Annotated in this window: 28 protein-coding genes; 16 read left to right on the top strand and 12 right to left on the bottom strand. The window is 44.0% G+C overall.

Features of this window, described 5'->3' with window-relative positions:
• Positions 1-127: 127 nt before the first annotated feature.
• The gene (locus tag GSQ66_RS03750) at positions 128-958 is read left to right on the top strand and encodes a helix-turn-helix domain-containing protein (protein ID WP_162426235.1); all 831 of its coding nucleotides are present in this window, start codon (positions 128-130) and stop codon (positions 956-958) included.
• Between the two features lie 71 nt (positions 959-1029).
• Complete coding sequence (locus tag GSQ66_RS03745) at positions 1030-1632, top strand: DUF417 family protein (protein WP_162426234.1); 603 nt, start codon at positions 1030-1032, stop codon at positions 1630-1632.
• A 148-nt stretch (positions 1633-1780) separates the two neighbouring features.
• Here the strand turns inward: GSQ66_RS03745 and GSQ66_RS03740 are convergent, their stop codons facing one another.
• The gene (locus GSQ66_RS03740) at positions 1781-2266 is read right to left on the bottom strand and encodes a YybH family protein (RefSeq protein WP_162426233.1); all 486 of its coding nucleotides are present in this window, start codon (positions 2264-2266) and stop codon (positions 1781-1783) included.
• Complete coding sequence (gene mtgA, locus GSQ66_RS03735; protein WP_162426232.1) at positions 2250-2987, bottom strand: monofunctional biosynthetic peptidoglycan transglycosylase; 738 nt, start codon at positions 2985-2987, stop codon at positions 2250-2252. Before mtgA ends, GSQ66_RS03740 begins: the two co-directional genes overlap by 17 nt.
• A 167-nt stretch (positions 2988-3154) precedes the next feature.
• Between mtgA and GSQ66_RS03730 the strand changes: the two genes are divergently transcribed.
• Together GSQ66_RS03730 and GSQ66_RS03725 are read left to right on the top strand one after the other, a co-directional pair.
• Entirely contained in the window at positions 3155-3778 is a 624-nt protein-coding gene (locus GSQ66_RS03730) for an LON peptidase substrate-binding domain-containing protein (RefSeq protein WP_238395796.1), read from the top strand.
• A 91-nt stretch (positions 3779-3869) separates the two neighbouring features.
• Positions 3870-5093: a metallophosphoesterase gene (locus tag GSQ66_RS03725; protein WP_162426230.1), complete on the top strand. Its 1224-nt coding sequence runs from the start codon at positions 3870-3872 to the stop codon at positions 5091-5093.
• Between the two features lie 3 nt (positions 5094-5096).
• Here the strand turns inward: GSQ66_RS03725 and GSQ66_RS03720 are convergent, their stop codons facing one another.
• Both GSQ66_RS03720 and GSQ66_RS03715 read right to left on the bottom strand, forming a co-directional pair.
• Entirely contained in the window at positions 5097-6002 is a 906-nt protein-coding gene (locus GSQ66_RS03720; RefSeq protein ID WP_162426229.1) for a diacylglycerol/lipid kinase family protein, read from the bottom strand.
• Positions 6003-6133: 131 nt separating this feature from the next.
• The gene (locus GSQ66_RS03715) at positions 6134-6346 is read right to left on the bottom strand and encodes a hypothetical protein (RefSeq protein WP_162426228.1); all 213 of its coding nucleotides are present in this window, start codon (positions 6344-6346) and stop codon (positions 6134-6136) included.
• Between the two features lie 825 nt (positions 6347-7171).
• On the opposite strand from GSQ66_RS03715, the gene GSQ66_RS03710 reads away from it, so the two are divergent.
• Complete coding sequence (locus GSQ66_RS03710; RefSeq protein WP_238395795.1) at positions 7172-7363, top strand: hypothetical protein; 192 nt, start codon at positions 7172-7174, stop codon at positions 7361-7363.
• Positions 7364-7455: 92 nt separating this feature from the next.
• On the opposite strand, the gene GSQ66_RS03705 is transcribed toward GSQ66_RS03710, so the two are convergent.
• Entirely contained in the window at positions 7456-8262 is an 807-nt protein-coding gene (locus tag GSQ66_RS03705) for a murein L,D-transpeptidase catalytic domain family protein (RefSeq protein ID WP_162426226.1), read from the bottom strand.
• A gap of 245 nt (positions 8263-8507) precedes the next feature.
• Between GSQ66_RS03705 and GSQ66_RS03700 the strand changes: the two genes are divergently transcribed.
• The gene (locus GSQ66_RS03700) at positions 8508-8909 is read left to right on the top strand and encodes a hypothetical protein (protein WP_162426225.1); all 402 of its coding nucleotides are present in this window, start codon (positions 8508-8510) and stop codon (positions 8907-8909) included.
• Between the two features lie 31 nt (positions 8910-8940).
• Here the strand turns inward: GSQ66_RS03700 and GSQ66_RS03695 are convergent, their stop codons facing one another.
• Complete coding sequence (locus tag GSQ66_RS03695; RefSeq protein WP_162426224.1) at positions 8941-9333, bottom strand: hypothetical protein; 393 nt, start codon at positions 9331-9333, stop codon at positions 8941-8943.
• Positions 9334-9640: 307 nt separating this feature from the next.
• Between GSQ66_RS03695 and GSQ66_RS03690 the strand changes: the two genes are divergently transcribed.
• Positions 9641-9871 carry a hypothetical protein gene (locus GSQ66_RS03690; RefSeq protein WP_162426223.1) on the top strand — a complete coding sequence of 77 codons (231 nt, stop codon included), beginning with the start codon at positions 9641-9643 and terminating at the stop codon, positions 9869-9871.
• 80 nt (positions 9872-9951) lie between these two features.
• On the opposite strand, the gene GSQ66_RS03685 is transcribed toward GSQ66_RS03690, so the two are convergent.
• Genes GSQ66_RS03685 through GSQ66_RS03675 form a run of 3 tightly spaced genes read right to left on the bottom strand, consistent with a single transcriptional unit; the run spans position 9952 to position 10912 of the window.
• The gene (locus GSQ66_RS03685; protein WP_162426222.1) at positions 9952-10158 is read right to left on the bottom strand and encodes a hypothetical protein; all 207 of its coding nucleotides are present in this window, start codon (positions 10156-10158) and stop codon (positions 9952-9954) included.
• A 59-nt stretch (positions 10159-10217) separates the two neighbouring features.
• A complete protein-coding gene (locus GSQ66_RS03680; protein ID WP_162426221.1) occupies positions 10218-10409 on the bottom strand; it encodes a hypothetical protein in 192 nt (63 codons plus the stop codon).
• Positions 10410-10444: 35 nt separating this feature from the next.
• Positions 10445-10912, bottom strand: a complete 468-nt coding sequence (locus GSQ66_RS03675) for a DUF4199 domain-containing protein (protein WP_162426220.1) — start codon at positions 10910-10912, stop codon at positions 10445-10447.
• A 330-nt stretch (positions 10913-11242) separates the two neighbouring features.
• Here GSQ66_RS03675 and GSQ66_RS03670 point away from each other — a divergent pair, with 330 nt between their 5' ends.
• Positions 11243-12868: an ABC-F family ATP-binding cassette domain-containing protein gene (locus GSQ66_RS03670; RefSeq protein ID WP_162426219.1), complete on the top strand. Its 1626-nt coding sequence runs from the start codon at positions 11243-11245 to the stop codon at positions 12866-12868.
• Positions 12869-12875: 7 nt separating this feature from the next.
• Positions 12876-13601: a porin family protein gene (locus GSQ66_RS03665; protein ID WP_238395794.1), complete on the top strand. Its 726-nt coding sequence runs from the start codon at positions 12876-12878 to the stop codon at positions 13599-13601.
• Positions 13602-13674: 73 nt separating this feature from the next.
• Here GSQ66_RS03665 and GSQ66_RS03660 read toward each other — a convergent pair whose 3' ends face one another.
• Together GSQ66_RS03660 and GSQ66_RS03655 are read right to left on the bottom strand one after the other, a co-directional pair.
• Positions 13675-13824, bottom strand: a complete 150-nt coding sequence (locus GSQ66_RS03660; RefSeq protein WP_162345496.1) for a lmo0937 family membrane protein — start codon at positions 13822-13824, stop codon at positions 13675-13677.
• Between the two features lie 68 nt (positions 13825-13892).
• A complete protein-coding gene (locus GSQ66_RS03655) occupies positions 13893-14045 on the bottom strand; it encodes a lmo0937 family membrane protein (protein ID WP_162426218.1) in 153 nt (50 codons plus the stop codon).
• A 420-nt stretch (positions 14046-14465) separates the two neighbouring features.
• Between GSQ66_RS03655 and GSQ66_RS03650 the strand changes: the two genes are divergently transcribed.
• The gene (locus GSQ66_RS03650) at positions 14466-15359 is read left to right on the top strand and encodes a 3-hydroxyacyl-CoA dehydrogenase family protein (protein WP_162426217.1); all 894 of its coding nucleotides are present in this window, start codon (positions 14466-14468) and stop codon (positions 15357-15359) included.
• A 291-nt stretch (positions 15360-15650) separates the two neighbouring features.
• On the opposite strand, the gene GSQ66_RS03645 is transcribed toward GSQ66_RS03650, so the two are convergent.
• Positions 15651-16463 carry a 2,3,4,5-tetrahydropyridine-2,6-dicarboxylate N-succinyltransferase gene (locus GSQ66_RS03645; protein WP_162426216.1) on the bottom strand — a complete coding sequence of 271 codons (813 nt, stop codon included), beginning with the start codon at positions 16461-16463 and terminating at the stop codon, positions 15651-15653.
• A 50-nt stretch (positions 16464-16513) separates the two neighbouring features.
• Here GSQ66_RS03645 and GSQ66_RS03640 point away from each other — a divergent pair, with 50 nt between their 5' ends.
• The 6 genes from GSQ66_RS03640 (at position 16514) to GSQ66_RS03615 (ending at position 22690) form a co-directional block, all read left to right on the top strand.
• Positions 16514-17647 carry a glycosyltransferase family protein gene (locus GSQ66_RS03640; protein ID WP_162426215.1) on the top strand — a complete coding sequence of 378 codons (1134 nt, stop codon included), beginning with the start codon at positions 16514-16516 and terminating at the stop codon, positions 17645-17647.
• Positions 17648-17728: 81 nt separating this feature from the next.
• Positions 17729-18727 carry a 3-oxoacyl-ACP synthase III family protein gene (locus GSQ66_RS03635; RefSeq protein ID WP_162426214.1) on the top strand — a complete coding sequence of 333 codons (999 nt, stop codon included), beginning with the start codon at positions 17729-17731 and terminating at the stop codon, positions 18725-18727.
• A gap of 94 nt (positions 18728-18821) precedes the next feature.
• Positions 18822-19475 (top strand): metal-dependent transcriptional regulator, encoded by a 654-nt coding sequence (locus tag GSQ66_RS03630; RefSeq protein ID WP_162426213.1) that lies wholly within the window; start codon positions 18822-18824, stop codon positions 19473-19475.
• A 4-nt stretch (positions 19476-19479) separates the two neighbouring features.
• Positions 19480-20412, top strand: a complete 933-nt coding sequence (locus GSQ66_RS03625; protein WP_162426212.1) for a metal ABC transporter solute-binding protein, Zn/Mn family — start codon at positions 19480-19482, stop codon at positions 20410-20412.
• 12 nt (positions 20413-20424) lie between these two features.
• The gene (locus tag GSQ66_RS03620) at positions 20425-21219 is read left to right on the top strand and encodes a metal ABC transporter ATP-binding protein (RefSeq protein ID WP_162426211.1); all 795 of its coding nucleotides are present in this window, start codon (positions 20425-20427) and stop codon (positions 21217-21219) included.
• Positions 21220-21406: 187 nt separating this feature from the next.
• Positions 21407-22690: a metal ABC transporter permease gene (locus GSQ66_RS03615; RefSeq protein WP_162426210.1), complete on the top strand. Its 1284-nt coding sequence runs from the start codon at positions 21407-21409 to the stop codon at positions 22688-22690.
• Positions 22691-22817 lie beyond the last annotated feature (127 nt).

Raw genomic sequence — 22817 nt, 5'->3', positions numbered from 1 at the left:
ACTTTACATCGATCTGTTATCATCACCTAAGCACAACACACCCTGCTACAGGATGCCTGCAAATGCCGCATAGTAACTATAGTTTGCGTAGGTTTGTTAATGCAAATGTAAACCGGTGTTTCAGATAATGGATACAGATCAGGAAATAGAAGTTCAGCCAAGATCAAGTGCCGATTTTCAACATCCCATTCAGTCAGCATTTTACCAGATACTGTTGTTTAAAGGGAGTGGCACTTTTATAGTTGATTTTACGGAATACGCTTTTACCGGTAACACCATTTTGTTCCTTACTCCTTATCAATACTTTCAATGGAAAAGCCCTGTACATACAGCTATAGAATGCCTGAAGTTTCATGGGGATTTTTACTGTATCGAATATCATAAAAAGGAAGTGGCTTGCAACGGGCTACTGTTCAATAATATCTACTTTGCCCAGCATATAACCATCAGCTATAGTATTTATACAGAAATATCGGCTCTCTTTCAGAAAATTGAACACGAAAGAAAAGATGGCAGTACCTTCTCTTCAGCTATCCTGAAGGCTTATTTACAACTCATCCTGGCCTTGTGCAGCAAAGAGAAAAGTATTTATCTGGATACTAACACCATGGATGGCGGTGCTTTATCTGAGTTGGTTCAATTTCAGGAACTGCTGGAAAAATATTATATACAGGAAAGGAGCCCTGGCTTTTACGCATCAAAGACACACCTGTCGACCAATGCTTTCGGAAAGATCATTAAAAGGCAATCCGGAAAAACGCCCACTCAACTCATACAAGAGCGAGTAATTTTAGAAGCTAAAAAACTACTGCACCTCACCCATAAATCAGTAAAAGAAATAGCAGCCGAACTCAGCTTTGAAGATGAATTTTATTTCAGCCGCTATTTTAAAAAGAGCGTTGGCCTGTCTCCCCTACATTACCGCGAGAATGTCGGAATATCTATAGTGGCGAGATAATCTATGGATTACCCTTTTCTGTCCATTTCTAACCCTTGTGTATTAGCCTAAGTTTGTTGTAAAAACAGCAAATGGAAAAGCTACTGAGTTTACTGGTTATACATCAGTCAAATTTCTTACATTTTATTCGCATCGCTATTTTTATAGTAATGGCCTGGATTGGCGGATTAAAAGCATTTCAGTACGAGGCTGACGGTATTGTACCGTTCGTAGCAAATAGCCCTGTGATGTTTTTTTTCTATAGTAAAGATGCACCGGAGTACCAGCAGTATAAAAACCCGGAAGGCAAAACTGTTCAGAAAAATGTTGACTGGCACAAAGAGAATAATACCTACCTGTTCTCCTATGCCTTAGGTTCGGTAATTATAGTAATAGGAACCTTAACGCTGCTTGGCATCTGGTTTCCCAGAGTAGGATTGATCGGTGGGCTCTTAACATTCGGTATGTCACTGGTAACGCTGTCATTCCTGGTAACTACACCCGAAGTATATGTTCCAAACCTTGGTGGCGATTTCCCGACACCAAGGTTTGGCTTCCCTTTTTTATCGGGTACCGGGCGTTTAGTATTAAAAGATATTATTATGATGGCAGGCGGACTTATAGTTGCGTCTGATTGTGCGGCAAGAATTTTAGCTAAAAAGAAGAGTCCTGTTGAAGCGAGGGTATTGGTTTAGAAGAGTGATAGTAAACTATAAAGCCGGTAAACTATAGTTTACCGGCTTTGCTCTATGTATAGGTTCAACTATAGGTGTCTGAGCATTCACAAAGTGAGCAGAAAGGAAAATAGTATACTATACCTTTTGTATCTCCGCTACATTTTGTTTAACTCGAATGGTCAGCTATAATTTTCCAGCCATCGGCAAAGCGCTGAAAGATTACCGAAAAATGGCCTTCTAAATTACCTTTGGCGGCTTCACGTTGCAGGTGCCACTTGCCTACTACCAGTATATTATCTGCAGAAAGAGGTCGTACTTCTTTCAGGTCAAAAGTAAGCTTGCCCATTGCTGAAACATCCGGGTAGCCGCGTTTATAGTTGTCAAGCGTTTGCTGCCAGCCATAGGTCAGGCCGCTCTTGCCAACAAACAATAACGAATCCGATTTCCAGTAGCCCTGCATGTACCCTTCCAGGTCACCGGCACTCCACTTCTCAGACTGTTCGGCTAATACCTGTTTTACCTGCGCTATGGCTTGGTCCTGAACTATAGTTTGCTGCTGCGTTGCAGCAACTGGTTTTGCAGGCTGGCAAGCTGCAACTATAAGCTGTAAACCAACTACAGTTAGTACTAAAAGGCTATTTCGTTTCTTCATATCCGGAAAGTATAGTTTTGATATATGTAGTGCCACCTAACCGGCCCATAGCACGGGCAATGCGGCCACGTTTGCGCAACACAAAGCCGCTCGGGTTTTTAGCACTGTATTTTATGGGGTTAGGCAAAACCGCTGCCAGCAATGCTGCCTGTTGACGACCAACGTCTCTGGCAGGTTTGTTAAAATATAGTTGGCTGGCAGCTTCTACTCCAAATACACCATCGCCCATTTCAGCTATGTTCAAGTACACTTCCATAATCCGTTCTTTGCCCCAGATCAGCTCGATCAAAACGGTAAAATAGGCCTCCACGGCTTTACGAAGATAGCTGCGTCCATGCCACAGAAAAACATTCTTGGCTACCTGCTGGCTAATCGTACTTCCCCCACGTATGTTGCCGCCCTTCTGGTTGCGCTTAAAGGCATCCATAATAGCATCCATATCAAAACCACTGTGCTGCAGAAACAACTGGTCTTCGGAAGCAACAACAGCAAGCGGCAACTGGTCAGACATCTCATCCAACGAAACGGAAGTTTGCTTTATAGTTGGTTCGTTCTTATCTGCCTTCCCGGCTTCGGCGCGGCGCTTAACCATGTGGAGCGTAGCAGGCGGGTCCACCCACTTATACAACAAAACCCAGGCAACACTCAGCAAAAAAAGGCTAAGCACCAACTTAACAAACAACAATTTTAGCTGGCGCAGGCCAATACGCTTTTTACTCATACAAGTACTTCCGGTTAAGGGCGCAAAGGTATAGTTTTCAAAGCATTTTTTCAGCCAATATTTGCACTGTATTTAACTGATTTATAGTTGCCGTACGTATGTTTTAATTTGAACGGCGCTTTACATATTTCTATAAATCAGATCGGTTGCTAATTATGTCAGTATACATGCCCTTATTCCCGTTGAACATTGTTGTATACCCCGGCGAAAAGCTGAACCTGCACATTTTTGAGCCGAGGTACAAGCAACTGGTACTTGATTGTATCATGAGCGAAAAAAACTTCGGTATCCCGACGTATATTCAGAACGGCGTAGGGCAATATGGCACTGAGGTAGAAATACTGGGCATCGAAAAGAAATACGACAACGGCGAAATAGATATCCGCAGTAAAGGAATCCGGGTATTTAAAGTTATTAAATTCGAGCGTACGGCCCCGGGCAGGCTGTATGCCGGAGGCGAGGTGGAAGCGGTAGCTTACGAGAACGATGAAGATATTATTACCAAAACTAAAATAAGAACCTGCATGCAGCAATTATACGATGCGCTTGGCCTTAAAAGTTTGTCATTGGATCTTAAAGAAGATTTTACAAGCTTTGAAATTGCACACCAACTGGGTTTAAACCTGGAACAGGAATATGCCCTGCTGCAAATGCAACGCGAAAGCGACCGGCAGGAGGCTATACTTCTACACCTGCAGAATATTTTGCCCATTGTTTTGGAAACCGAACGCCTGAAAGAACGCGTAAAGCTTAACGGTCATTTTAAATCGCTCACACCGCCAGAGTTTTAATAATGAATAATGAGGAATGAATAATCATTTTCCAACATCCAAACTTTCCAACTTTCCAACTTTCAAACTCCTAAACTCCTAAAATTTTTAAATGCTGCTTTACTTCCTGATCATAATACCAACCCTTTTCGCAATTTTTCTGCTATTCAGTTACTGGCAGGAATGGAAGTACCGCCGCAAACCATATTATAAACTGGCAGATGTTGGCTGGCGGCAAACACCACTCCCACCAGATGCTGAAAAACGCTACTCGCTGGCATTGCTTGGCGATGTGGGCGCGGTTGCCACTGATGGGTCTGACCCTGTGTTAAGGATATTTGAACGATGGCAGCAAGCTAACACTGGCGCCGGAACTGCTGTTTTTCTGGGTGATAACATTTACCCTGTCGGTTTGCCGCCCGAGGGCCATCGTCACCGTGCCTTGGCTGAGAACAGACTAAATACGATACTACAGCAATTACAGCATTATAAAACGCAACCCATCTTCCTCAGCGGCAACCACGACTGGAACAAAGGCCGCCCGGATGGCTACCAATACATGCTACGCCAGCAAGCTTACATAACAGAGGCTCTACAGGATAATGAAACGTACCTACCGCAAAATGGCTGTCCGGGGCCGGTAACGTTGCAACTGGCTGATGGCCTGCTGCTGGTAGTAATTAATACGCAGTGGTGGGTGCAGCGCGGCGAAAAACCTTTAGGCAGCAACTATAACTGTCCTTACTCCGATATTGAGGAATTTTATATTGCATTTAACAATTTGCTCCGCAGAAACAGACATCAGCAGATTATAGTTGCTGCTCATCACCCGTTATACAGCAATGCCCTGCATGGTGGTAAGTTTACTATAAAACAGCATCTGTTTCCGCTTACGGCTGCTCATAAACGCTTCCTGATACCCTTGCCCATACTTGGATCCTTGTACCCGTTCTACCGTAAGTTTTTCGGTGCCTCAGAAGATATGTCGCATAAAAAGTACAAACGCATGCGCAAAAGGCTGTTACAGATATTTAACAGATACCAGAATATTATCTACGTAGCCGGCCACGACCATAACCTGCAGCATTTCGAGAAGCATGGCAACCATTACCTGGTTAGTGGATCGGGAAGCAAAACATCGTTCGTTAAGAAAGGTGGGAATGCAACATTTACCCTGGAGCAACACGGCTTCGTAGTACTCAATTATTACCGGAACAGGGAAGTCTGGCTCGAAGTGCACGTAACACCTGTGTCTGCTGCAGATAATACGACCGACCTGGTTGTATTCCGGAAAAAGCTGGAAAGTATTGTTGTGCCGCAACAACAGCCGATTTAGCCTTTATGCAGATTCAGGAACTGGAAGAATCACCTTCAGGCTTTTTGGTTTTATAGTTACTCTTACCTCTTCGCCAAAATTTACCGGCTCTCCATCAATATGCATCACTTCATGATTGATGTTATGGATAACAGCCTTTCTACAGCTCAGTTTACGGGTATAAACAGAATCATCAATGCTGTTAGTGTATAATTTATAGAGGATGCCAAGGGCTGCCGTTTTCGGGAAGCGTTCAATCAGGCAGATCTCAAACCGCCCGTCGTTTAAAATACCTGTGGGGTTGATGTTGGCATTGCTTCCGAAGGCATTAGCATTGGCTATAGTTACCATAAAAGCCTCCCCTTCAAAGCGCTCATTATCTGTCTCAATCGTATAAAATTTGGGCTCATAACTCAGGAATTCCTGCATCGCGATCCAGGCGTAGGCCCCCGGTCCGCGCGTCTCCCCATCGCTGAAACGTTTTACGACCAACGCATTAAACCCCAGATCAGATAAATGAATAGAAGGCTGTCCGTTAATATCTAAGGTATCGATGTTTCGGATAACATGACGGTGGATCAGTTCCAGAGCTTCTTCCGTATCCTGCGGTATATTCAGGTCTTTGGAGAGGCCGTTACCTGAACCAAGCGGAATTATACCCAGGGGGGTGCTCGTGCCGATTAACAGGGCTCCGACATGATTTACAGTGCCATCACCGCCAACAGCAAAAACAGCGTCAGGTTTGTTTTTTTCGATAAGGCTTTTAATTACTTCATCGTCCTTATCTCCGGTTGTCTTATAGAAAATGTAGTTGATCCCGTGCTCCTCGCAAATTACTATTATCTCTTCTTCCAGGTCAGCTTTATCTATATCGCCGGCAATAGGGTTTATGACAAAAAGGATCTTTCGGGGTACTTCGTTTTCCTGCATAGAGGTAGTAAATGTTATTTTGTAATACCAATAATACGGTTTATAGTTAATTTGGTGAAGCACAAAAAAAACTAACCCGCAAACAGGTTAGCTTTTTCTGTAGGGCATGTTACAGCCCCCATTGGCAAATCTTATCTTCCAGACTTTGATCCTGAAGAACCGGAACCTGAAGTTCCAGCAGAACCGGATGTTCCTGATTTAGAGGATGAGCCTGAAGTAGAAGAACCTGATGCGCCGCCAGAGCTTTTTGAAGTAGTTGACTTGTTTGCACCAGTTTTAGATGAAGTTGACGAAGAAGATCCAGACTTAGGAGATCCTTTCGAGCTGTCGTTTTTAGTAGCCATTGTAAATTTAGCTTTCAGTTTAAGTTTGTTTTGTAGTAGTCATTCCCATGGTTTGAGCCATGTAGCGAGGGTTGAAATGCAGTAAACTGCAATACATATATACCGCATGTTTTATGTAAAGTTGTACTTACAGCCAATTTCTTACTGATTTTTATAGGGTAGGACCGGTTAACAAGCCCAAAGGAACTCCTGCAATATCGCCTCTACTACACTAGTTATGCGGTGCCAGGCTCAGGGTGGGTTTATGGAAACTCCGTTCCGTTAGCCTGTTTGACTATAAATCTTATTGGCCGCATTGCTTTTTGGTCAAAGCCTTCCCCTCTCCTTAGCTTTACCGTCAACCAATCCTGCTCCTGTCTAACTTCACATCCATATCTTAACTTAGCTTATATTCAGCAATTTCCCAATCATAGCTGCAATACGTCGGTCTGAAATGGAAATTAGATGCAGGCTGAATGACAGACGCAATTTCCAGCGCTACTCTCAGGCCAGCATACTATCTCCTGGTAGCTAATTCGTACTACTAGTAGCTAATTCGTACTACTATATGCTACACCAACACAAAGCCGGCAATACTGTCTCGATGCGTAACCTGTTTTATTGACTTCATTTATTCTGCCTAAACCACACAATGACTTTGGGTACAGGCCTTTATCCCCGTGAAAAGATTATCCTTAAGGTTGAAATTCATACAAAAACAACTGCTATAGTTAGATATTCCTATTTTCAGGAAAAACTGCTATACCTAATTATAGAGTTATCGTATTACCTGTTACAAAAGCTGCTACTAAAGCTGCTTACAGACTAAAAAATAATACTATGAATATGAAAAGGACTTTTGGTGCCTTGCTAACGATATTAGGTATCATAGGCATCATTTGGGGAGCATACGCTTTCCTGATGGGTGGTGATGGTGTGGCAGTCGGTAAATTTTCTGCTGCTGTACCGTTCGTTATCGGCTTGATCTTCTTCTTCTCAGGAATCAGCCTTGTAAAAACCACGAAAGACCAGACCTAGATGTAACTTAAGTTACTACAAAAAGAAATGCCCCTGCCAGTTAAGCAGGGGCATTTCTTTTTAACTACAGGTAGTTGTTATCAACTATAGCATTAAATATTTTCTGCGAAAACAGACAGATCAGCAGCAAAACTTTCTACTGCAAGAGCTGTATTCAGGTAGTTCGACTTATAAGTGGCATCGTTACTGTGAACATACAGCACCGTCTCATTCTTAATCGTTTCAATTACTTCTTTAGATATCTCCGTTGGCAGTGCAGGACAACCAAGACTGCGGCCCAGGCGGCCGTATTGCTTCACAAAATCGTCAGTGGCGTAGTCGGCACCATGTATAACTATAGCACGCTCCCTGGCATTGGTATTAAAGCCTTCGTCCATACCTTCTAATTTTAATGAAAGGCCATGCTTTCCAAAATAAGTTTGATCTGTAACATAAAAGCCGAGGCTGCTCATGTAAGAGTTTGGCTTATTTGAGAATTTAACAGCTTTGTCGTTGCCAGTATTACGGCCATGCGCTACAAGGGTGTTGAATAACACCTTTTTAGCTTCAAGGTCAATTACCCACATGCGTTTCTCGCGGCTCGACTTTGTAAAATCAACTATAGTTAAAATATCCTGTTCCGGAGAGACGGATGCGCGTTGCTTCAGGTTAAGGAAACCGATAAAAGCTTGTTTAAATACAGGGAAAGAAAGGCCTTTGTTTTTAAGGTTTGCCTCCTGGTATACTTGCTCCAGGTGCTGCGAAAAAGCCATTTGCTTCTCTTCGAAAGACAGGCCACCAGTTGTTGCAATGGCAGTTTCTGTTGTTGCTGGAATTGCTGCTTCACCCATTGGGTTTGCTTCCGGAGAACTGAAAGATACAAGGCTTAACGCTAGTAAGAGGATAGCTGGTCTCAACATAGGTTTTTAAGGTTCTTAAGTACGGGATTCGTTTTGTAACAGGTAAAACCGTAAAAATTGTTCCATACGGGCAGAAAGAGCCTGGCAAATATCTTCTAAAAGTTAAACCCGCTTCTCTTTATAGTTCAACGCAACGCATGACAGTAAAAGTATATAGTTCTGGAATAAAATTATAGTCTGGCTTTTATACAGTTAATTTAATGGTTTAACAGGCATTATGAGTTTATATATTTTATTTTTGTGCCATGAAGAAGATCAACTGCCTCCTTTATCTGTCTGTCTTTGTTCTGGCTGTAGCCTGCGGCTCACCTGAAAGCATGAAAGATTTTGACAGCAATACCTGGAAAGCCGATAAAAATGCCTGCAAAGGCGACCGCGCAAAACTCGCCCCTGAATTTGAAAAGATCAGGAAAGATATGGTTGGCAAAAAAGAATATATAGTTCGTAACGTATTGGGCAAACCTGATAAAGAAGAATTGCTGGAGCGCAGCCAGCGCATCTACTATTATTACCTTGAAGCGGGTGAACAATGCCAGAGTACCAATGAATTATCGGAAGCAAACCGCGTGGAAGTAAGAATTAACTCGTTGGGCAAAGTTTCGGAAGTAAACTATAGCCAACCACAAAAACTAAAGAAGCCCGAGTAATGCCCGGGCTTCTTTAGTTTTTGTGATTTATTTAGTGGTTATCCAGTTCGCTTAAGTGCTGTGCGTGCTGCCTTCCTTCCAGCTCCAGGAAACGGCGAAGCTGCTCCGATGAAAGCACTTTAGTAAGTGCCTTATCATTTTGCAGGTGCACTTTCTGTATCATTTGATCGTTGCTGACGGCTGTGGCTGTTTTTTCTGTTTCCAGTAGTTGCTGGTAGCGTAACTCGTTTAGCTGCTTTACTTCCTGCTGCTGCTGTGCTGTAAGCTGTAGTTCGCGCTCCATTTCCAGGGTTAATAAGGCCGGGCCTGTAACCTGTACCTCCAGAACTTTCTTGTCAAGGCCGTCATCGCCTTTGGTTATGCGCTGTGCAAAACCAGCTGTTGTAATAAGGCCAAGCGCCAGGGTTAGTATATATGTCTTCATGAGTATCTGATTTATTGCCTGTAAACTACAGGATGTGTTACTAGCTACTTCAACGCAAAAACTCAGATCAGGTTATCTTGTTTTAGTATATTTTTAATAATGCCATACAAAACAAATTCATACTGTTTCAAACCCGAAATGTTGCTTTTCCAACTTACACCAATATTGTATTAAGAATATGATATATAAAACGTGATAATGGTAACATAGCCTGCGTAAAATGGTATATAAGACTATACTATACATTTTAGTATTTTAACAAGCAGCAATTATACCCCGCACCAGGCAGGTGACTTGAACTGAACTTATGAGAACACTACACTATAACCCCAGCACACTGGAAGTTGATTTTGCAAAAGCATTTCATGAGCTGAGCCCTCAATTAGAAAATAAGATAGACAAAGCGCAGGTAATTGATATAAAAGCAGAACATGACATTGATAATCCACAACTTACTTTCCGGTTAAAAGACAAGGATGGTGATATGCACGAAATTGTAGTGCAAATCATTCAACGACCCGATTACATGGTAAAATGAAATGGAACAAAATCTTATATAACATAAAGGCCTCAGAAATAGAATTTCTGAGGCCTTTATGTTATAGTTAAGCTATAGTTTCACGGGCTGTTGGGTACCGTGTGGTCCGGACGTTTAAAGAACTGCATTGCTATGAAACCGATCATAGCGCCTGAAATAACTCCTTCCAGCATCAGAACCATAAAAATAACCAGCCCCGGCGTGCTGGAGACCCGCTCTCCTACCATACTGTTATGTGACAGCACAGCAAGCAGTGAGTTGTCAAACGTTTTGATATAGATAAGCATAAAGGCCGAAAAAAGGATAGTAGCTACCACTGAAGTTAAAAAGGCCAGGCCTAAACCACTTAAATAACCAAAATGCTCTTTTTTGCCCGCTTAAATCCCCGCAACGCCATCACAATCCCGATAGTCAGGATTACGGAGTTCAGGAAACGTAACTCCACAATATGAGACAGCCCTATTGCCTTCATGATAAAGAAATAGCCAATCAGGCCAATAGCCGTGAGCAAGCCATACTTCAGGGCAATCTTTTCCATAACGTAGGATATAGCAAGGTTAGAGGTTGTATATATTAAACACGTTCCGGCATAGAATGGTCTGCCCGCTTAAACCATTGCATAGCTATAAAAGCTATAAAAAAGCCAGGTATAGTGCCGTAAAAAATAGTCAGTACAAATAGCCAGACCAGCGAAATGCTTTCCGGGAAGAGCGAACTGGATTGCAGGTTCTCGAGATAAGTGGCACGATAAAGAGAAATATACAACACCAGGAAGATTGCCAGCAGCACCGATGAAACCACGCCAACTGTAGCTCCAATTCCAAGCCCGCTGAAATACTCTACCATGCTGTTCATTCTTTTATACTTAGAGATGGCAACGATGATACCGATGACAAGGAATATACCACTTAAGAAAGAGAGTTCCACAACATCATGCAACCCGAATATACCCATGATCAGGAAGTAAATGATGTGCGCAACCCCTACCAGAATACCATATTTAATTGCTATTTTCTGGTAAGACACTTTTTCAATTGCCATGTTACGTAGGTTAATTAATATACAATACTTCTCTTATAATGAACAGTTTAGCTGTAAAAATGGTTACTACAGAACGCCGGAAAGCGATTTTAGCAATACCTTTGTACCGCGAACTGTATATTATTTAAACAATATACTATAGAAGTAAGGGTGGCGTTGTGATTTGATGCAAAAATTTTGCTTTGATATGCTGAACTGATTGTTTTAAAATCAGTTACCATTAGCTGAATAAGTGCATTTCATAAAAGCCGGAATACACATTTCATCAATCACGACATTTATTTCGTAGTTTTGCAACCGGAATCCATTTTAATTCTCTAACAGAAAAACATGATCAGTACTAACAATGTAAGCTTGAGATATGGCAAGCGCACATTATTTGAAGATGTAACTATAAAATTTATACCTGGCAACTGTTATGGTTTGATCGGTGCCAACGGGGCTGGTAAATCCACTTTCCTGAAAATTCTTTCAGGTGAAATTGAGCCCAACACCGGTTCGGTAGAGATACCAGCCAAAGCCAGACTTGCCGTTTTAAAGCAGAACCACTTTGCTTTCGATGAGTATCCGGTACTGCAGACTGTAATAATGGGCCATAAGCGCCTGTTTGACATAATGCAGGAAAAAGACGCTATTTATGCCAAAGCTGACTTTACAGATGCAGATGGCGAGCGCGCAGCTGAACTGGAAGGCGAATTTGCCGACATGGAAGGCTGGAATGCTGAATACGAAGCTGCTGAATTACTGAGCGGACTTGGCATCAGCGAAAACCTGCACTATTCGTTGATGCGCGACCTGAGCGGTAGCGAGAAAGTACGTGTGCTCCTGGCGCAGGCCCTTTTCGGCAACCCGGATATCCTGTTACTCGATGAGCCTACCAACAACCTGGATGCTGAATCTATCATGTGGCTGGAGAATTTCCTGGGTAACTTCCCGAATACGGTTATAGTTGTATCGCACGACCGTCACTTCCTGGATGCGGTTTGTACGCACGTAGCCGATATCGACTTTGGCAAGATTAAAATGTATGCCGGTAACTATGGTTTCTGGTACGAGTCGAGCCAGTTGGCGCTTAAGCAGCGCTCAGATGCTAACAAGAAAACCGAAGACAAGCGTAAAGAACTGGAAGAATTCATCCGTCGTTTCAGCGCCAACGCTTCTAAATCAAAGCAGGCAACCTCGCGTGCCAAATTGCTGGAGAAACTTACAGTGGATGATATACAGCCATCGTCGCGTAAGTACCCATACATTGCCTTTAAACCGGAGCGTGAAGCAGGTAACCAGTTACTGCACGTAGAGAACCTGAGCAAGTCTGTTGAAGGACAGCCGATATTTACGGATGTAAGCTTTATGGTTGACAAAGGCGATAAGATCGCGATACTTGGCCGTAATGACGTTGCCGCCACCTTATTCTTTAAAATTCTGGCCGGCGAAGAGAAAGCTGATTCCGGAGACTTTAAATGGGGTACCACTATAAATGCCGCTTTCTTCCCGAAAGACAATGCCGAATATTTTAACACGGACCTAAACCTTGTAGACTGGCTGCGCCAATATTCTGTAGAGAAAGACGAAAGCTTTATCCGTGGTTTCCTGGGTCGTATGCTGTTTTCCGGCGAAGAATCGCTTAAGAAAGCAAACGTATTATCGGGTGGTGAGAAAGTACGCTGTATGTTCTCTAAAATGATGCTGCAGTCTGGCAACTTCCTGGTAATGGACGACCCTACCAACCACCTGGATCTGGAATCGATCACGGCGCTGAACAACTCGCTTAAAGATTTCGATGGCACCGTATTGTTTGCATCGCACGACTTACAGTTCGTGGATACTATAGCAAACCGTATTATTGAATTAACTCCTAACGGCATGATCGATAAGCGCATGACCTATGAAGAGTACCTGCAGGACGAGAATATCCGCGAACTGCGCAAAAAAATGTACGAAAAAGCAACGGTATAACATCGGTATGTCTGCTAAACTGAACACATATTATGCAAAGTGCCTGCTGGCACTTTGCATTTTTGCTTTTACAGGCCTTACAGCTATGGCCCAGGTAGAGCCGGATACCGTAAAACGCAAGCCAGCCTTACCTACAGGCCCTCCAGGAACCGAGAAACCGGTATATACCCCTAAATCACAGCCGCAGCCGCAAACACAGCCTGCGGTAAAGCAGCAGCCACCGGTAGTGCAGGAAGAACCCGAAAAAGCTGAAAAGGAGAAACAGGAATTTATAGATAAGCTTTACTTTGGAGGTAGCTTCGGCCTGCAGTTTGGTTCCTATACCAACATTACTCTGTTGCCCATTATCGGTTATAGAGTTACAGACAAGTTTAGTGTTGGTACCGGGGTAGTCTATCATTTTATAAGCGACGGCGGCAAATCGCTGAACAATTATGGCGGCCGCGGCTTTACGCAAATGGAAGTGTTTGATATTATGGATGGCGCCTTGCTGGCACACGCCGAGGTAGAGATACTGAGCCGCGAATACCTAGTGCGCGATAATTCAAACAATTCACTCTATAAATTACGGAAAACCATGACACTGCCTATGGTTGGGATTGGTTACCGGCAACGCATCGGCGAAAAAGCGTCTTTGGACCTGTTGTTACTGTACAATGCCAACGACGATATTGTGAATCCTTATAGTAACCCAGTTATTCGGGCAGGTGTAAATATCCCTTTCAGAAAATAGGTTCGCTAACTATAAAAACAAAAGGACTGCCTTACAGGGCAGTCCTTTTGTTTTTAAGTATAGATCAGTAGTGCTAACCTCGTATGAGTCGTAAAAGCACCATGATAACGGCGATGACTAATAAGATGTGGATCAGTCCACCTACGGCATCAGGGAATCCCAGGAAGCCGATCAGCCAGAAGATCACAAGGATAACTGCTATAATATACAATAAATTTCCCATAGTTTTAATTGTTTAATGAAGTTGTACGTTGCTTGTTTAATTTTATTAACGTGTAAACTAACTTGAGGTTAAACTCCCCGGATCAGGCGCAGCAGTACGGCAATTACAGCCAGTACAAGCAACACGTGAATAATGCCACCAACGGCATCCGGAAATCCTAAGAAGCCGATCAGCCAGAAAATTATCAGCACAACGGCTATGATATACAATAAATTTCCCATAGTTAAGAGTCTTTAGTTTTATGACAACTACCTTTTGTATTCGGCTACACACCGGTAAAAATCAGTAGTTGTACTTTTTAGTTTAAGCTTTTACGCATATATATTACAAAGGATTTATTAAGATGCTCTTTTTTATGAAATAATCCGATGTTGTAACCTTTAATGCAATAATATCCCCTGCTCTATTACCCGCTTTAACTACTTTAGTAACAGGCATGTTATGGTTACCCTAACATGAGACACAGGTATATAGCTGCCTTATCGTTATTTTTTTCACAACCACCTCAAAATAAACTATAGAAACAGAATCTGGGAAGGCAAAAAGTTGAAGTCTGCCAAGATGCCACCGATTACAACTATAGAATAAGAGATTTTCTTTTAGCTTTGCAGGCAATTCCAAACTATATGTTTACAGAACCTATGAAAAAAGTAGCAGTTATTGGCTCCGGCACGATGGGCAACGGCATAGCCCACGTTTTTGCACAGAATGGTTTCCAGGTAGCCCTGGTTGATATATCAGAAGAGGCATTAACTAAAGCACTGGGAACAATTACCAAAAACCTGGACCGCATTATAGCTAAAGGCAACCTTACCGAAGAGCAGAAACAGCAGACGCTGGGCAACATCACTACCTATACAAACATGCAGGAAGGTGTTAAAGAAGCTGACCTGGTTGTGGAGGCTGCTACTGAAAACGTAGACTTGAAACTGAAGATCTTCCGCGACCTGAGTAGCTTTGCGAAGCCGGAAGCTATTCTTGCCAGCAACACCTCTTCTATCTCTATTACTAAAATTGCATCTGTTACCGATCGTCCCGATAAAGTTATCGGCATGCACTTCATGAACCCGGTTCCGGTAATGAAGCTGGTAGAGATCATCCGCGGTTATTCTACCTCTGATGAAGTGACAAAACAGGTAATGGATATGTCGTTGCAACTGGGCAAAGTACCTACCGAATGTAACGATTACCCTGGCTTTGTAGCAAACCGCATCCTGATGCCGATGATCAACGAAGCGATTTATAGTTTATATGAAGGCGTAGCTGGCGTGGAAGAGATTGACACGATCATGAAGCTTGGAATGGCTCACCCGATGGGCCCGCTGCAACTGGCGGATTTCATCGGACTGGATGTTTGCTTATCTATCCTGAATGTGTTGTACGATGGCTTTGGCAACCCGAAATATGCGCCATGCCCGCTACTGGTAAACATGGTTCAGGCAGGACACAAAGGTGCAAAGTCAGGCCAGGGCTTTTATAGCTGGACACACGGTACGAAAGAGCTTATAGTTGCCGACCGTTTTAAGAAGCGTTAATTGCTGATTGTTGGTTGATCAACTATAGATTAAACATACCAGGCAATTTTAAATAAGAAAGCCGCTGCTGGTAATACCTGCAGCGGCTTTTTGTTTGTCTGGATCGGGGTTTTCAGGATTTAAGTATTATCGGGATGAAGAAAATCGCCCTTGCAGAAACTCCAGGACCAACAGATTCTTTAAACCAACTATAAAACAAAAGGAGCCCCTGCCATTTGGTAGAGGCTCCTTTTGTTTTATAGTTTACATGCTGACTCTACCAGTTAACCTTTAATAATCAGCAATTAGTAATTAAACAGCAACCGCATTTTCGCGCAGCGCATCATTCAGCGAAGTTTTCAGGTCTGTACTTTCTTTACGCTGACCAATGATCAGGGCGCAAGGCACCTGGAAATCGCCGGCAGGGAATTTCTTGGTATACGAACCCGGTATAACCACAGCGCGTGGTGGCACATAGCCTTTATACTCTTTCGGCTCGCTTCCTGTAACGTCTATTATCTTGGAGCTACCGGTTATAGTTACACCAGCACCAATTACGGCTTCCTTACCAATGCGGCAACCTTCTACCAGTATACTTCTCGATCCGATAAAGGCACCATCTTCGATAATTACCGGGGCAGCCTGCACGGGCTCCAATACACCACCAAGGCCAACGCCACCGCTTAAGTGTACATTTTTACCCACCTGTGCGCAGCTACCAACAGTAGCCCATGTATCAACCATCGTTCCTTCGCCAACCCATGCACCAATATTTACATAAGATGGCATCATGATCACCCCTTTAGACAGGAAAGAACCATACCGCGCGATGGCATGAGGTACAACACGCACACCTTGTGCCGCATAGTTGGTCTTCAGTGCAATCTTGTCATGAAACTCAAAAGGACCTACTTCTATGGTCTTCATGGCCTGAATCGGGAAATACATCAGCACCGCTTTCTTAACCCATTCGTTCACCTGCCACTCGTCGCCTACCGGCTCTGCCACGCGTAGTTTGCCCTTATCTAAATCTTCTATTACAGCACGTACCGCATCTACAGTAGCCTGCTCCTTCAACAGTTCACGGTTTTCCCAGGCCTGTTCTATAATTGTCTGAAGCGTCATCTAAAATATAGTTGATATTGAATAATGCGTAAAAGTATTAAATTTAACCGATGTCTGAAAAGAGAATTCTGCTTGCCTCGCTGCTAAAACCCGTAAACGATACCCGTATGTACGGCAAACTCGGGCTTTCGCTGTGTAAGCTGCCGGACACCAGGGTGCATATTGCCGGTTTTACTGCCCCTGCTCCTGCTTATTTACCAGCAAACATGCAGCTGCATCCCATTTTCTCTTTTAAAAGGTTAAGCATAGGCAGACTTAGTGCCCAACAAAAATTCTGGAGTTTACTGCAAACTATAAAACCCGACCTGCTTATAGTTGGCACCCACGAACTGTTATTGCCAGCCTGGCTTTTTGCACGCAACTATAAATGCCGCCTGATTTATGATATCAGAGAGAACTATAGTTTAAACCTTACCTCGCAGGATGCCTATAACCCGATCCTGAAACGCGTGCTGGCTACAGGTGTAGAAACTATAGAGAAACTGACTGCGCCAACTATAGATCATTTTTTTCTGGCTGAGCAGAGTTATGCCCGGGAACTTACTTTTTTAAGCAACCGCTACACTGTTTTAGAGAACAAGTATAAACCCGCTGTAAACTATAGTTTACCTACTACGCCAGTCAGGGTAAACACTGAAACTATAAAACTCCTTTACTCCGGTACCATAGCGGGTATATATGGTATATTTGAAGCTATAAAACTTACGGAACAACTTCACCTGCTTAACCTAAATGTAACGCTAACTATAATCGGCTACTGTGCCCATACACCTACGTTGCAAAAGCTTAAACAAACTATAGCTGGCAAACCGTACATTACTTTAATAGGTGGCGCTCATCTGATACCGCACCCCGAAATACTTCAGGCCATCGCTTCGCATAATGTCGGGTTACTGCCGTATCAGCCAAACCCGAGTACGTTCCGGTGCATCCCTACAAAACTATACGAGTATATGGCATATGGTCTACCTATATTAATTCAGCAAAACCCTGTCTGGGAAAACCTGTTAACTAAAGCAGATGCAGGCCTAACAATTGACTTTAAGAACTACAACCCAAAAAACTTATTACAAGCACTTTATAAATCCAGCTTCTACAGACCCGGGATACCAACTGCTATTTTCTGGAAATCCGAAGAGGAGAAGCTTTTACAGGTTGTGGGCAATATTTTAAAGGTTACTTAAACAGAGAGATAAATAAATTTATTTTTAGACGAATCTAAATTTAAGAAATAACAGTATATTTGAACATTAACAACTATAACTATGCGCAATTCAAAAATAGCAGGCGTTGGCCATTATGTACCTGAAACTATAGTTACCAACAAAGACCTGGAGCAGATCATGGAAACCTCTGATGAGTGGATCCGTGAGCGAACCGGCATTGTGGAACGACGCTATTTTAAGGAAGGTACCGATACCACTGCCAACATGGGTGCCAATGCTGCCCGCATGGCGCTTAAAAATGCCGGGCTGGAGGCTACTGATCTTGATATGATCGTGTTTGCTACGCTTAGTCCTGATTATGTTTTCCCTGGCTCCGGCGTGCTGTTACAGCGCGAACTTGGCCTTAAGGAAATCCCGGCCCTGGATGTTCGCAACCAGTGTTCCGGCTTTATCTATGCCCTGTCTGTAGCCGATCAGTTCATTAAAACAGGCATGTACAACAATGTGCTGGTAGTTGGCTCAGAAATCCACTCCAGCGGTCTGGACTTCTCTACCCGTGGGCGTAATGTTTCCGTGATATTTGGTGATGGTGCCGGAGCGGTTGTATTAACTCCTTCTGAAAGTACCGACAAAGGCATACTAAGCACACACCTGCATGCTGATGGTGAATTTGCTGAAGAGCTGGCCGTACTGGCCCCAAATACAAATAAGAAAGACCGTCTGACGCATGAGATGATCGACAACGGCTCTATCTACCCTTACATGAACGGCAACATGGTGTTTAAGCATGCGGTTACACGTTTCCCGGAAGTTATTGAAGAAGCACTTAACAAGAATGGCTATAAAGCTTCTGATATCGATATGCTTATACCACACCAGGCTAACCTGAGAATCACCTCTTACATTCAGCAAAAGATGGGCTTGCCTGCCGAAAAAGTGATGAGCAACATCCATAAATACGGTAACACTACGGCTGCATCAGTTCCAATTGCACTAAGCGAAGCAATACAGGAACACCGCATTAAGGAAGGTGACCTGGTTTGCCTTGCAGCCTTCGGAAGTGGCTTTACCTGGGCATCCGCGCTGATCCGTTGGTAGGTATAATGAGTAATGGCTAATGAATAATGATTAATGAGATATACTGGTAAGCCCTATTCTTCATTAATCATTATTCATTATTAATTAGACACTTGTGCACAGCTTTACAGAAGAGAATTATATAAAAGCGATCTATAAGCTATCTGATGGCAGAGATGGTGTAAATACAAATGCCATTGCCGATGCGTTAGACACCAAGGCTGCTTCGGTAACCGATATGCTGCGTAAGCTCAGCGCCAAAGGCCTGGTTGATTATGTAAAATATAAAGGCGTTTCGCTTACTGAAGCTGGTGAACGAGTGGCCCTCAGTGTAATTCGCAAACACAGGCTATGGGAAGTTTTCCTGGTTGATAAGCTGAAGTTTAACTGGGACGAAGTACACGAGGTAGCCGAAGAACTGGAGCACATCAGCTCTGAACTGCTCACCAAGCGGCTGGATGAATTTCTCGGTCACCCGCAGTTTGACCCGCACGGCGACCCGATACCATCTGAGAACGGCGAACTGAAAGTGAAGCCCCAGAAGCTGCTTGCCGAAATGGAAGTACAGGATAATGGTATAGTTGTAGGGGTAAACGATTCGCAGCCGCTGTTCCTGCAGTACCTCGATAAGATGGGGATTTTCCTGGGAGCTAAGATTAAAGTATTGGATAAGATACCTTACGATAGCTCCCTGGAGATCAACATAGAAAACAAGAAAAACCTGGTCGTTTCCAGTGAAGTGGCGCGCAATATCTTCCTGTCTGCTTAATCGTATGCAACTCTACCGTTCTCCTCTCCTGCTGCTTGTATTGTGCCTGTTCTCCTGGGGTTGTAAACAAACTATAGACAAAGGCCCCGTGTCCGAAGGCAGGAAAATGTATGTAGTTACAACAACGGGTATTCTGGCTGATGCGGTAAAAAATATAGTTGGCGATGCAGCTACCGTAGATGCCATCATGGGCAGCGGCGTGGACCCGCACCTCTACAAAGCCACCCAGGGCGACCTGCAAAAACTTACCGATGCTGACCTTATTATTTACAACGGCCTGCACCTGGAGGGTAAAATGGGCGAAGTCCTCTCTAAGCTCGATCGCTTTAAATCTGTAGTGGCAGCAGCAGAAAAGTTGCAAGAGGATCAGTTAATACAATCAGACCAGTTTGCAAGCAGCCACGACCCCCACGTATGGTTTGACGTGTCGCTTTGGCAAAAAGTAGTAGCGCATATAGCAGAGGCCTTACAACAAAAAGATCCGAAGAATGCTGAACTATACCAACGCAATGCTGCAGCCTATTTACAGGAACTCACGCAACTACACAACTATACGAGGCTGGCTATCGCATCCATACCCGAGCAACAACGCATCTTAATAACTGCCCACGATGCTTTTGGCTATTTTGGAAGAGCTTATGGTATCAAGGTACGTGGGTTACAGGGCATTTCTACAGTATCGGAGTTTGGTTTGCAGGATGTGTCAGTGCTGGTGAATTTTATAGTTGATAACCGCATAAAAGCCGTGTTTGTTGAGTCGTCAGTTTCCCCAAAAGCAATAGAAGCAGTGGTTATCGGAAGCCGGAAAAAAGGGCATGAAGTACAGATCGGTGGTACGCTGTTTTCGGATGCTCTGGGCAAGGCAGGCACACCGGAAGGAACTTACATCGGCATGGTTCGGCACAATGTTGATCAAATAGTAAAGGCTTTAAAATAAACAGTTTATACCATGATACTTCATGTAGATAATCCGGTGGTGGAAGTGCACGACTTAACGGTTAGTTATGATCGTAAACCTGTGCTCTGGGGTGTGGATCTGACGTTGCCGGCCGGTTCGTTGGTGGGTGTGATCGGCCCGAATGGTGCAGGAAAATCTACGCTCATAAAAGCCATCATGGATCTGTTGCCGGCAAGCAGCGGGTATGTGCGCATTTTTGATGAGCCGATAAAGCAGGTGCGTAACCGCATCTCGTATGTGCCGCAGCGAGAATCTGTGGACTGGGATTTCCCGGCTTCGGTTTTTGATGTGGTGCTGATGGGTAGGTATGGCAACCTGGGTTTATTTAACCGCCCACGCAAAGCAGATAAAGATGCCGCCATACAGGCCCTGGAAAAGGTAGGCATGCAAAGCTTTGCCGACAGGCAGATCTCACAGCTATCCGGCGGACAGCAGCAACGTGTATTTCTAGCAAGGGCCCTGGCCCAGAATGCCGACATCTACTTTATGGACGAACCCTTTGCCGGGGTAGACATTGCCACCGAAACCGCCATTATAGAATTGCTAAGAACCATGCGCGCACAAGGCAAAACGGTTATAGTGGTGCACCACGACCTGCAATCGGCCGGAGAGTATTTTGACTGGACCGTGTTACTGAACATGCGCCTGGTGGCTTCCGGGCCTACAGAACAGGTACTGACGCAGGAATTACTGGAGCAAACCTACGGTGGTAAACTGACTGTGCTGAGTAAAGTAGGCGACCTGCTGCGCAAACAGGAATTCCCGACGAGAGAGAGGAAAAGTTAAAGAGTTTAGAAGTTAGAAAGTTTGGAAGTGAAGGAATTGTAGGGAAGCAATAGGTTATGCCTTGTTTGAGATGAAGCTATAGTTTAAGACCGCAATGTAGCATCTCTAAAACAGATAAATATTTAACCTATAACCATTTAACCATTAACAATTTAACAATTACCAAAGCAGCCATTTAACAATTAAAATGAAGGAGTTTTTCGAGTTCTTTTCGTTTGCCGATGCCAACATACGTTACGTAACGATCGGTTCGGTGCTGCTGGCCAGTAGTTCGGCAGTGGTGGGCTGCTTTACGCTGCTTCGTAAAAGAGCGTTGGTCGGAGATGCGGTGGCGCATGCTGTGTTGCCGGGTGTTTGCCTTGCCTTTATAGTTTCAGGCACAAAAAACCCGCTTATACTGCTGTCTGGCGCTTTCGTTACCGGCTGGCTCTCCCTGGTTCTGATAGATTATATCACTTCCCGGTCCCGAATTAAAGAAGATACTGCCATCGGCCTGGTGCTTTCTGTTTTCTTCGGGATTGGCATATTACTGCTTACCTCCATTCAACACTCCGGCAACGCAGCGCAAAGCGGCCTCGACAAATTTTTATTTGGGAAAGCGGCATCACTTGTAGGCGAAGACCTTATCGTTTTCGGGGCAGTAGCCGTCCTTTTACTCATCACAACTATAGTTTTTTATAAAGAGCTGAAACTGCTTTGTTTCGATGAGACTTTTGCCAAAAGCATAGGTTTCCCGGTTAGATCGCTGGAGTTGCTGCTTACAACACTTACCGTTTTTGCGGTGGTGGTAGGCATACAGGCTGTTGGTGTTGTTCTGATGGCTGCTATGCTTATTACGCCTGCCGCTGCTGCCCGCTTCTGGACCGAAAGGCTGGGTGTAATGCTGGTGCTGGCCGCTGTGATAGGTGCGTTCTCGGGAATATCAGGTGCTTTTGTTTCCTACACAGCTCCGGCCATGCCAACCGGTCCCTGGATCGTGCTTATCGTTTCGATGGTGGCTATTCTATCGTTTGCATTTGCTCCAAAACGGGGCTGGGTGGCCCGCATGCTACGTCGTCGTCGCAATAAGATTCAGATACTGGAAGAAAACCTGCTCAAGTTATTTTACCAGCTCGGCGAGCAGCACGAAGATTATTTCAGCAACAGGACACTTGATAACATACTAACCCGTCGCAACATACCTAAACGGCAGGCACTAGCCGGACTGGCAAAACTTAAACGACAAGGCTATATAAAACGCCATCCGGATGGTTGGGCGTTGACCCGCGAAGGTGAGATCAGAGGCAAGCGTGTCGTTCGTCTGCACCGCCTCTGGGAACTATACCTGACACAATATTTACAGCTGGCTTCCGATCACGTGCACGAAGACGCTGAAACGATAGAACACATCATCACCCCGGAGCTGGAGCAGAAATTAATGGAAGAACTTAACTACCCTGCCCTGGACCCGCATCATACAAAGATACCGTAAGGAGTTAGAAAGTTTAGAAGTTAGAAGGTTAAAAAGTTAGAAAGTGAAGTGAATTGTAGAGACGCAATATCTTGCGTCTTGTTGGCTACGAAGCTATAGTTCCGATATTGTATTTCAGAATTTAAAT

This window comes from Pontibacter pudoricolor (assembly GCF_010092985.1).
GTDB classification, from domain to species: Bacteria; Bacteroidota; Bacteroidia; order Cytophagales; family Hymenobacteraceae; genus Pontibacter; species Pontibacter pudoricolor.
The sequence above is the reverse complement of the archived record's forward strand: the minus strand, read 5'-3'. Positions and strand labels throughout refer to the sequence as shown.